Raw genomic sequence first — 9423 nt, forward strand, 5'->3', positions numbered from 1 at the left:
GCTTGAGCTTTGCAGTGCGATGCAGCAATCTGCCGCATGAACCTCTCACTCAACCTCGCCAGAGTTCCTGGCGGGGTGGGGTATCTAGCGCCGCTCTCCGGCCCCGTCAACCGCCCCGCCAAATCTTTTTGGCGCCCTCGCTGAAACCGTTTCTTTCGAAGCGCCTCAGCGTCGGGAGCCGGCTTTTACGTCCGGCTCCCATCCCTGTCAAACAGGTTTAACGGAAATTCCGCAGGCGGTTCAAAAAACCTACACCGCGAGTTCCAACCCCTCGACACCCGCCGTCACCTTGACCGCGCTGCCATCGGTCACGCGGCCCTCCAGGAGCAGGCCGGCGAGCTGGTCCTGCAGGTTGCGCTGGATCACCCGCTTCAGCGGGCGCGCGCCATAGACCGGGTCGTACCCCGCCTCGGCCAGCCAGTCGGTCGCCGACGGGTCCAGCTCCAGCGTGATCTTGCGGTCCTCCAGCAGCTGGCGCAGCCGGCCAAGCTGGATCTGCACGATCGAGCCCATATCCTTCCGCGCCAGGCGCCGGAACAGCACGATCTCGTCCAGCCGGTTGAGGAACTCGGGGCGGAAGCGGCTGCGCACCACGTTCATCACCTGCCCGCGCACCAGGTCCACATCCTCGCCTTCAGGCTGCGCCGCCAGGATCTCGGAGCCGAGATTGCTGGTCAGCACGATTAGGGTGTTGCGGAAATCGACCGTCCGCCCCTGCCCGTCCGTCAGCCGCCCGTCATCGAGCACCTGGAGCAGGACGTTGAACACGTCCTCATGCGCCTTCTCCACCTCGTCGAACAGGATCACCTGGTAGGGCCGGCGCCGCACCGCCTCGGTCAGCGCGCCGCCCTCCTCATAGCCGACATAGCCGGGGGGCGCGCCGATCAGCCGGGCCACCGCGTGCTTCTCCATGTACTCCGACATGTCGATCCGCAGCAGCGCCTTCTCATCGTCGAACAGGAAGCCGGCGATGGCCTTGGTCAGCTCGGTCTTGCCGACGCCGGTTGGCCCCAGAAACAGGAAGGAGCCCATCGGCCGGTTCGGGTCCTGCAGCCCGGCACGGGCGCGCCGCACTGCCTTCGACACCGCCTCCAGCGCCTCCTCCTGGCCGACCACGCGCTGGCGGAGCATGTCCTCCATGCGCATCAGCTTGGCGCGCTCGCCCTCCAGCATCTTGTCCACTGGAATGCCGGTCCAGCGGCTGACCACGGCGGCGATGCCCTCGTCGGTCACCGCCTCGTTGACCAGCTTGCCGCCCTCGCCCCCTGCCTCGGCGATCTGCCGCTCCAGCTTCGGGATCACGCTGTAGGTCAGCTCGCCGGCGCGGGCGTAGTCGCCCTTGCGCTGCGCCACCTCCACCTCGGTGCGGGCGCGGTCCAGCTCCTCCTTGGCCTTCTGGGCGGCGCCGAGCTTGTCCTTCTCCGCCTGCCAGGCCGCGGCCATGGCGTTGGAGCGCTCCTCCAACTCGGACAGCTCGCGCTCCAGCCGAACCAGGCGGTCGCGGCTCGCCGTGTCCTCCTCCTTCTTCAGCGCCTCGCGCTCGATCTTGAGCATCAGCAGGCGCCGGTCCACCTCGTCCAGCTCCTCCGGCTTGCTGTCCACCTGCATGCGCAGGCGGCTCGCCGCCTCGTCCATCAGGTCGATCGCCTTGTCGGGCAGGAAGCGGTCGGTGATGTAGCGGTTGGACAGCGTCGCCGCCGCCACCAGCGCGGAGTCGGCGATCCGCACGCCGTGGTGCAGCTCGTACTTCTCCTTGATGCCGCGCAGGATGGAGATGGTGTCCTCCACCGTCGGCTCGCCCACGAACACCGGCTGGAAGCGCCGCGCCAGCGCCGCGTCCTTCTCCACATGCTTGCGGTATTCATCCAGCGTGGTCGCGCCGATGCAGTGCAGCTCGCCACGCGCCAGGGCCGGCTTCAGCAGGTTGGAGGCGTCCATCGCGCCATCCGCCTTACCCGCCCCCACCAGCGTGTGCATCTCGTCGATGAAGAGGACGATCTCGCCCGCGGCCTTCTCGACCTCGGTGAGCACGCCCTTCAGCCGCTCCTCGAACTCGCCGCGGTACTTGGCGCCGGCCACCATGGCGCCGAGGTCGAGCGCCAGCACCTTCTTGTCGCGCAGCGCCTCCGGCACGTCGCCATTGACGATGCGCAGCGCCAGCCCCTCGACGATGGCGGTCTTGCCCACGCCCGGTTCGCCGATCAGCACCGGATTGTTCTTGGTGCGCCGCGCCAGCACCTGGATGGCGCGGCGGATCTCCTCGTCACGGCCGATCACCGGGTCGAGCTTGCCCTCGCGCGCCGCGGCGGTGAGGTCGCGGGCGAACTTCTTCAGCGCGTCGAACTGCTGCTCGGCATTGGCGCTGTCCACGGTGCGGCCCTTGCGGATGGCGGCGATCGCCCCGTCCAGCTTCTGCGCCGTGGCGCCGGCGGCGACCAGCGCGCGGCCGGCCGGCGTGTCGCTCGCGGCGAGCGCGGTCAGCAGCCGGTCCTGCGCCACATAGGCGTCGCCGGCCTTGTTCGCCTGCTGCTGCGCGGCGTCCAGCACCCGCACGATGTCGGGCATGAACTGGGGCTGCCCGGCGCCGCCACCCTGCACGCGCGGCAGCTTGGCCAGCTCGGCCTCGACCTTCTCCAGCACCGGCTTCGGGTCAGCGCCGGCGGCGCGGATCAGGCCGGCGGCGGCGCCCTGCTCGTCGTCGAGCAGCGCCTTCAGCAGGTGCTCGGCGGTGATGCGCTGGTGGTATTCGCGGATCGCGATGGTCTGTGCCGCCTGCAGGAAGCCGCGGGCGCGCTCGGTGAATTTCTCGATGTCCATGTGATGGTCCCTCCGGTGAGGCAACCGGCCCCGACGCCCCCGAAGGCGACACCGGGCACCGCTGTCAGATCGAATGTGGTATGGGGAAACACGGCCCTTCAAGGGCGCGTGCGCGAAAAAAGCAGGAGCTGAGCCTATGCGCGTCGAGCATCTCTACCGCTACCCCGTGAAGGGCCTCTCGGCCGAGGCGCTGGAGGCGGTGGAGCTGCGCCCCGGCGAATGCATCGCCCATGACCGCCGCTTCGCGCTCGTGCAGGGCGATGCGCCCTTCGAGGAAGCGGCGCCGCGTTTCCTGCCCAAGCAGAACTTCGCCTGCCTGATGGCCAATGCCCGGCTGGCGCTCGTCGCCTCCGCCTATGACGACCGCGCCGGCATCCTGTCGCTGCGCGTGCCGGGCGAGGCCCCGCTGCAGGCCGACACCCGCACCGCCGAGGGCCGCGCCGCCATCGCCGCGCTGCTGACCCGCTACCTGGGCGAGGAGGCGCGCGGCACGCCGCGCTTCACCGAGGCGCCCGGCCACGCCTTCACCGACCAGAAGGCCAAGGGCATCTCGCTGATCAACATGGCCAGCATCGCGGCGCTCGAGAAGGCCACCGGCCTGCGGCTCGACCCGCTGCGTTTCCGCGCCAACATCTACTTCACCGGCCTGCCGGCCTGGGCGGAGTTCGGCTGGGTGGGGCAGGAGGTGCTGCTGGGCGGCGCCCGGCTCTCGGTGTTCAAGCGCACCGTGCGCTGCCCGGCCACGCAGGTGAACCTGCAGACGGGCGAGCGGGATGCCGACGTGCCGCGCCTGCTGCGGCAGCATTTCGGCCATGCCGATCTGGGGGTGCACGCCACCGTGGTGGAAGGCGGCAAGGCCGCGCTGGGCGACGCGCTGGAGGCGCTGGAAACCGCCGCCTGAGGAGAACCGCGCCCGGGAGGCCGGGCGGCGAAACCCACCGGCGAGGGCGGCCCACATGGCCGCGCCCCGCCAGGAATGGGGTTACTGAACCGTCTCGCGCTGCTCAGCCGGCTCGTTGCCGTCCGGCTCGTAGCCACCGGACTGGGACTGGCCGCTCATCTCGCCGCCCTCCCCTTCTCCTCCGCCGCCTTCCTGGCCGTCGGCGCCGTTCTGCTGGCGCCGCGGCGCCTGGCCCTGCTGCGCCTGCACGGCCTGGGCCATGGCGTTGAGGATGCGGAAATAGTGCTCGGCGTGCTGGAAGTAGCTCTCGGCCATCACGCGGTCACCGGCGCCCGTCGCGTCGCGCCCGAGCTGCAGATACTTCTCGAAGAGCTGCTGGGCCGTGCCACGCAGCCGCATGTCCGGCCCGTTCGAGTCGAACACATGGTTGCGGTTCATGGGCTGGTGGTTGCTTTGGCGGAATTGACCGCCGCCGCCGCCGCCACCGCCGCCGCCACCATGGCGATGGCCGCCGCGGCCGCGCATGCGTTTCATGTTCATCGGTGTTGCGTTCGCCGTCTCATGCTCGCGCCATCTGGTGGAGAGGTGATCCATCACGGACCACAGCGCACCAGGGGGCTTGCTGATGGAGTTGCATCGCTGCGGGGCCGGGGGGCGATGGCATTCCGCCACATGGGCCTTCCCGGCGTGTCCAACCGGGGGGATCATCCGCCCGGGGCCGCAAAGCCACCCTAGCGGCGTGCTGCACCGCCGCCAAACGGTTTTTTCAGCCCAGCCCCGCTTGGCGGCCCAGAACCAGGGCCCGCTCGACGCCACCCAGATCGGCATGGCAGCCGCGAATCGCAAGCCCCGCCGCCTCCGCAAGGGCGGAAACCGCCTCGCACTGGCCCAGCCCCAACTCCAGCACGGCGCAGCCCTGCGGCTGGAGCAGGGCGGGAAGCGCCGCGACGATGCGCCGATAGGCCTCCAGCCCGTCCGCGCCGCCATCCAGCGCCCGCGCCGGCTCATGCGCCGCCACCTCGGGCATCAGGGCGGGAATGGCGGCGCTTTCGATATAGGGCGGGTTGGACAGCACCAGGTCGAACCGGCCGGAGAGCGCCGTGGCCCAGTCTCCTGCCAGGAAGGCGGACCGCCCGCCCAGACCGTTGGCGGCCGCGTTGCGGGCCGCCAGCGCGGCGGCGCCGGGGGCGAGATCCACCCCCACCCCGAAGGCTTCCGGCCATTCCGAGAGCACCGCCAGCAGCAGGCATCCCGTGCCGGTGCCGAGGTCCAGCACGCGCGCCCCCGGCCGGGGAAATGCCGCCAGCGCCGCCTCGACGATCGCCTCCGAATCCGCGCGCGGGATCAGCGTCTCGGGCGAGACTTCCAGCTCCAGCGTCCAGAAGCCCTGGCGGCCGAGCAGAAAGGCCATCGGCTCATGCGCCAGCCGGCGGCGCAGCAGGTCGCCGAAGCGGGTTGCGGCCTCGGGCGGCACCGGGGCGCGGGGCTCGCGCAGCAGCGCCGCCTGCTCCACCCCCATGGCCTCAGCCAGCAGCAGGCGGGCCTCCAGCCGGGGTGTCTCGATGGCGGCGGCGCGCAGATGCTGCCCGGCCCGGCAGAGGAAGCCGCCGACGCTGCCTTCCGGATCGGGGCACCCGGCGTCAGACACCTTCGGCCGCCAGCCGCGCCGCCTCGTCCTCGGCGGTCAGCGCGTCGAACAGCTCGTCGAACTCGCCCTGCATGACGCGGTCGATCTTGTGCAGGGTCAGGCCGATGCGGTGGTCCGTCACCCGCCCCTGCGGGAAGTTGTAGGTGCGGATGCGCTCCGAGCGGTCGCCGGTGCCGACCTGGGCGCGCCGGTCGGCCGAGCGGCTGGCGCTGGCCTGGCTGCGCTGCGCCTCGTAGAGCCGGGCGCGCAGCACCTTCATCGCCTTGGCGCGGTTCTTGTGCTGGCTGCGCTCCTCCTGCATCGCCACCACCGTGCCGGTGGGGATGTGGGTGATGCGCACGGCGCTGTCCGTCTTGTTGACGTGCTGGCCGCCGGCGCCGCTGGCGCGGTAGGTGTCGATCCGCAGGTCGCTCTCGTTGATCTGCACATCCACCTCCTCCGCCTGCGGCAGCACCGCCACCGTCACGGTGGAGGTGTGGATGCGCCCCTGCGTCTCGGTGGCCGGCACGCGCTGCACCCGATGCACGCCACTCTCGAACTTCAGCCGGGCGAACACCCCCCTGCCCTCGATCTCGGCCACCGCACCCCGGATGCCGCCCAGCTCGGATTCGTCGTAGTCGAGGATGCCGAAGCGCCAGCCGCGCGTCGGCGCGTAGCGCTGGTAGGCGGCGAACAGCTCGGCGGCGAACAGCCCCGCCTCGTCCCCGCCGGCGGCGGGACGGATCTCCAGGATGGCGCTGCCCTCATCCGCCGCGTCGCGCGGCAGCAGCGCCAAGCGGATCTCCCGCTCCAGCGCCGGCACGGCGTCGCGCTGGGCGTAGAACTCGGCCTCCGCCAGCTCGCGCATCTCGGGGTCGGCCATCAGCGCCTCCGCCTCGTCGCGGGCGCGCTCGGCGGCGCGCAGGGCGTTCACCCGCGCCACCAGCGGCTCCAGCTCGGACAGCTCCTTCGACAGCACCCCCACCTGCGCGCCATCCGCCGTCTCCAGCAGGGCGCGCAGCTCGTCGGCGCGGTAGAGGACGCGGTCCAGCTTCTCGGAAAGGCTCATGCGATCGGTCCATGGCAGGCGGGCCGGGTGGCCGCCTGCCATTCAAAGTTCAAACAGCGGCGGCGCGGCCGCGAGGCCGCGCCGGAAGGGATCAGTCCTCGGCGTCGTCCGGGTCGGGGCCGAGGCCTTCCTCCAGCCCTTCGACCACCTGCTCCAGCATGGCGTCCACCACGCCCGCGGCGGCCAGCGCCGAGAGCAGGCCGGGCATGCCGACGCGCTCCTGCGTGCCGTCCGACAGGTTGCGGACCACCACCACGCCCTCGGCCACCTCGCTCTCGCCGAGGATCACGGCGGCCTGCGCGCCGGTGCGGTTGGCCCGCTCCATGCGCTTCTTGAGGTTGCCCTTGTAGGCGATCTCGGCCGGCACGCCGGAGGCGCGCAGCGTCTGGGTCAGCAGCAGGGCCGGCGCCTCCTCGGCGGCGCTGACGGGGATGACGGCGACGGGCGGGCTGGCCTCCGGCGTCTCCTCCAGCAGCTCCGCCAGGCGCTCCACCCCCGCCGCCCAGCCGACGCAGGGAGTGGGCGGGCCGCCCATCTCCTGCACCAGCCCGTCATAGCGGCCGCCGGCCATCACCGTGCCCTGGGCGCCCAGCCGGTCGGTGACGAACTCGAAGGCGGTGTGGCTGTAGTAGTCGAGCCCGCGCACGATGCGAGGATTGTCGCGGTAGGGCACGCCCAGCAGGTCGAGATGGCGCTTCACGGCGGCGTAGAACTCGGCCGCCTCGGGCGTCAGGTGCTCGTGGATGGTGGGGGCGCCGGCCACCAGGGCGCGGTCCCCGGCATCCTTGCTGTCGAGGATGCGCATCGGGTTCTTCTCCAGCCGCAGCTGGCTGTCGGCGGAGAGCTTCTCCCGGTGCTCGGTGAAGTAGGCGACCAGCGCGGCGCGGTAGGCGTCGCGGCTGGTGGCGTCGCCCAGCGTGTTGATCTCCAGCACCACCCCGTCATCGATGCCGAGATGCTGCAGGATCTGCCAGCCGCAGGCGATCACCTCGGCATCGGCCAGCGGCTCGGCCGCGCCCAGGATCTCGGCGCCGATCTGGTGGAACTGCCGGTAGCGGCCCTTCTGCGGCCGCTCGTAGCGGAACATCGGGCCGGCATAGAACACCTTGCGGGGCAGGCCGCCCTGGGTCAGCCCGTTGGAGACCAGCGCCCGGCAGATGCCCGCCGTGTTCTCGGGCCGCAGCGTGACGGAATCGCCGCCGCGGTCCTCGAAGGTGTACATCTCCTTCGTCACCACGTCGGAGGTGTCGCCCAGGGTGCGGGCGAAGACGCCGGTGGCCTCGAAGATCGGCGTCGCCCACTCCTCCAGCCCGTAGAGGGTGGTGACATGGCGCGCCGTCTCGATGACGTGGTGGTGGCGGCGGAAGCCTTCGCCGATCAGGTCCTTGGTGCCGCGTACCGGCTGCATTCCGCTCAAGACAGTTACTCCGCCGCCTGGCTGGCCGGGGCCGCGGCGATCTCCGCGGCCTTCTTCTCGACCAGTTCCACGATGTGATCGACCATGTTCTCGCCCGCCACGGTGTGGTCGGTGCGGCCGGCGTGATACACCATATGCCGCCCCGCGCCGCCCCCCGTGACACCGATATCGGTCATCAGCGCCTCGCCCGGCCCGTTCACCACGCAGCCGATGATGGAGAGCGTCAGCGGCGTCTCGATATGCGCCAGCCGCTCCTCCAGCGCCTCCACCGTCTTGATGACGTTGAAGCCCTGCCGGGCGCAGGAGGGGCAGGAGATGATCTTGACGCCGCGGTGGCGGATGCCGAGCGACTTCAGGATGTCCCACCCCACATGCACCTCCTCCTCCGGCTCGGCGGAGAGGGAGACGCGCATCGTGTCGCCGATGCCGGCCCAGAGCAGGGAACCGAGGCCGATCGAGGACTTCACCGTGCCGGTGCGCTTGCCGCCCGCCTCGGTGATGCCGATGTGCAGCGGGTGGTCGCAGGCCTCGGCCAGCTGCTGGTAGGCGGCGACGGCCAGGAACACGTCGGACGCCTTCACGCTGATCTTGAACTCGTGGAAGTCCAGCTCCTGCAGGTGCGCGGCGTGCCAGAGGGCGGATTCCACCAGCGCCTCCGGGTTCGGCTCGCCATACTTCTCCAGCAGGTGCCGCTCCAGGCTGCCGGCATTGACGCCGATGCGGATGGAGCAGCCATGGTCGCGCGCGGCCTTCACGACCTCCTTCACGCGCTCCTTCGAGCCGATATTGCCCGGGTTGATGCGCAGGCAGGCGGCGCCCGCCTCGGCGGCCTCGATGGCGCGCCTGTAGTGGAAGTGGATGTCCGCCACGATCGGCACGTTCACCTCGCGCACGATCTCGGCGAGAGCGGCGGTCGATTCCTCGTCGGGGCAGGAGACGCGGACGATATCCACCCCCGCCAGCTCGGAGAGGCGGATCTGCGCGATGGTCGCGGCGGCATCCTGGGTCAGGGTGTTGGTCATGGTCTGGATGGAGACGGGCGCGTCTCCGCCGACCAGCACCTTGCCGACACGGATCTGCCGGGACTTGCGGCGCAGGATCTGCTGGTAGGGACGATAGGACATGGCGGTCAGGCCTCCCGCTTCGGCATGGGGCCGATATGGCAGCACAGCGCCCGCCGGCCAAGTCACGGACCTGCCGGGGGCCGCGTTTCCCAGGGCCGCGGCGTGTTACGCTTTCGTGGCGGCCTTCAGCGGGTGGGGAGCTGCCCCGGCTGCGCCTCGCGCAGCCGGGCCGGGTCCAGCAGGATGTCCCGCCGCACGCCGATATTGTCGGCGAAGGCCGGCGAGGCCACGCCATCCACCTCGGCCACCAGCCCCTCGATGCGGCCGGTGTTGAGCAGCAGGCCAGGGGTCTGCGGCACCTCGTAGGTCTCGCCCGGGCGCAGCACCCGCTCGAACACCACGCGGTTGCCCCGGGCCTCCCGCACCCGGATCCAGCTCTCCTGGGTGGCGCGCAGCACGATGCGGTTGGCCGGCGGGCGCTGTGCTGCCATATCGGCCCCATGCCGAAGCGGGAGGCCTGACCGCCAT

The 9423-nt window shown here is 71.0% G+C and carries 8 protein-coding genes; 1 reads left to right on the forward strand and 7 read right to left on the reverse strand.

The window, feature by feature from the left end; translation table 11 throughout:
* Nucleotides 1–249 precede the first annotated feature (249 nt).
* On the reverse strand, nucleotides 250–2817 hold the full coding sequence (gene clpB, locus ACZJYS_RS19795; protein ID WP_493180046.1) for an ATP-dependent chaperone ClpB: 2568 nt from the start codon (nucleotides 2815–2817) through the stop codon (nucleotides 250–252).
* A gap of 136 nt (nucleotides 2818–2953) precedes the next feature.
* On the opposite strand from clpB, the gene ACZJYS_RS19800 reads away from it, so the two are divergent.
* On the forward strand, nucleotides 2954–3718 hold the full coding sequence (locus ACZJYS_RS19800) for an MOSC domain-containing protein (protein ID WP_493180047.1): 765 nt from the start codon (nucleotides 2954–2956) through the stop codon (nucleotides 3716–3718).
* Between the two features lie 81 nt (nucleotides 3719–3799).
* Here the strand turns inward: ACZJYS_RS19800 and ACZJYS_RS19805 are convergent, their stop codons facing one another.
* From ACZJYS_RS19805 to ACZJYS_RS19830, 6 genes are all read right to left on the reverse strand, one after another.
* On the reverse strand, nucleotides 3800–4156 hold the full coding sequence (locus tag ACZJYS_RS19805; protein ID WP_379652348.1) for a DUF4167 domain-containing protein: 357 nt from the start codon (nucleotides 4154–4156) through the stop codon (nucleotides 3800–3802).
* A 328-nt stretch (nucleotides 4157–4484) separates the two neighbouring features.
* Nucleotides 4485–5366: a peptide chain release factor N(5)-glutamine methyltransferase gene (gene prmC, locus ACZJYS_RS19810; RefSeq protein ID WP_493180048.1), complete on the reverse strand. Its 882-nt coding sequence runs from the start codon at nucleotides 5364–5366 to the stop codon at nucleotides 4485–4487.
* The gene (gene prfA / locus ACZJYS_RS19815) at nucleotides 5359–6414 is read right to left on the reverse strand and encodes a peptide chain release factor 1 (protein ID WP_109518569.1); all 1056 of its coding nucleotides are present in this window, start codon (nucleotides 6412–6414) and stop codon (nucleotides 5359–5361) included. The genes prmC and prfA overlap by 8 nt, the downstream gene beginning before the upstream one ends.
* A 91-nt stretch (nucleotides 6415–6505) precedes the next feature.
* Nucleotides 6506–7831 (reverse strand): histidine--tRNA ligase, encoded by a 1326-nt coding sequence (gene hisS, locus ACZJYS_RS19820; protein ID WP_379633837.1) that lies wholly within the window; start codon nucleotides 7829–7831, stop codon nucleotides 6506–6508.
* Nucleotides 7832–7836: 5 nt separating this feature from the next.
* Nucleotides 7837–8955: a flavodoxin-dependent (E)-4-hydroxy-3-methylbut-2-enyl-diphosphate synthase gene (gene ispG / locus ACZJYS_RS19825; RefSeq protein ID WP_109518567.1), complete on the reverse strand. Its 1119-nt coding sequence runs from the start codon at nucleotides 8953–8955 to the stop codon at nucleotides 7837–7839.
* Between the two features lie 125 nt (nucleotides 8956–9080).
* The coding region (locus ACZJYS_RS19830) for a DUF4115 domain-containing protein (protein WP_493180049.1) at nucleotides 9081–9423 on the reverse strand (343 nt) is incomplete at its 5' end.

This window comes from Roseomonas sp. TS2, assembly GCF_058833935.1.

What these genes read in the sequence shown, in the direction of transcription:
- ACZJYS_RS19800 (WP_493180047.1), top strand. Translation starts at nt 2,954, where the DNA reads ATGCGCGTCGAGCATCTCTACCGCTACCCCGTGAAGGGCCTCTCGGCC.
- ACZJYS_RS19805 (WP_379652348.1), bottom strand. Translation starts at nt 4,156, where the DNA reads ATGAACCGCAACCATGTGTTCGACTCGAACGGGCCGGACATGCGGCTG.
- clpB (WP_493180046.1), bottom strand. Translation starts at nt 2,817, where the DNA reads ATGGACATCGAGAAATTCACCGAGCGCGCCCGCGGCTTCCTGCAGGCG.
- ispG (WP_109518567.1), bottom strand. Translation starts at nt 8,955, where the DNA reads ATGTCCTATCGTCCCTACCAGCAGATCCTGCGCCGCAAGTCCCGGCAG.
- prfA (WP_109518569.1), bottom strand. Translation starts at nt 6,414, where the DNA reads ATGAGCCTTTCCGAGAAGCTGGACCGCGTCCTCTACCGCGCCGACGAG.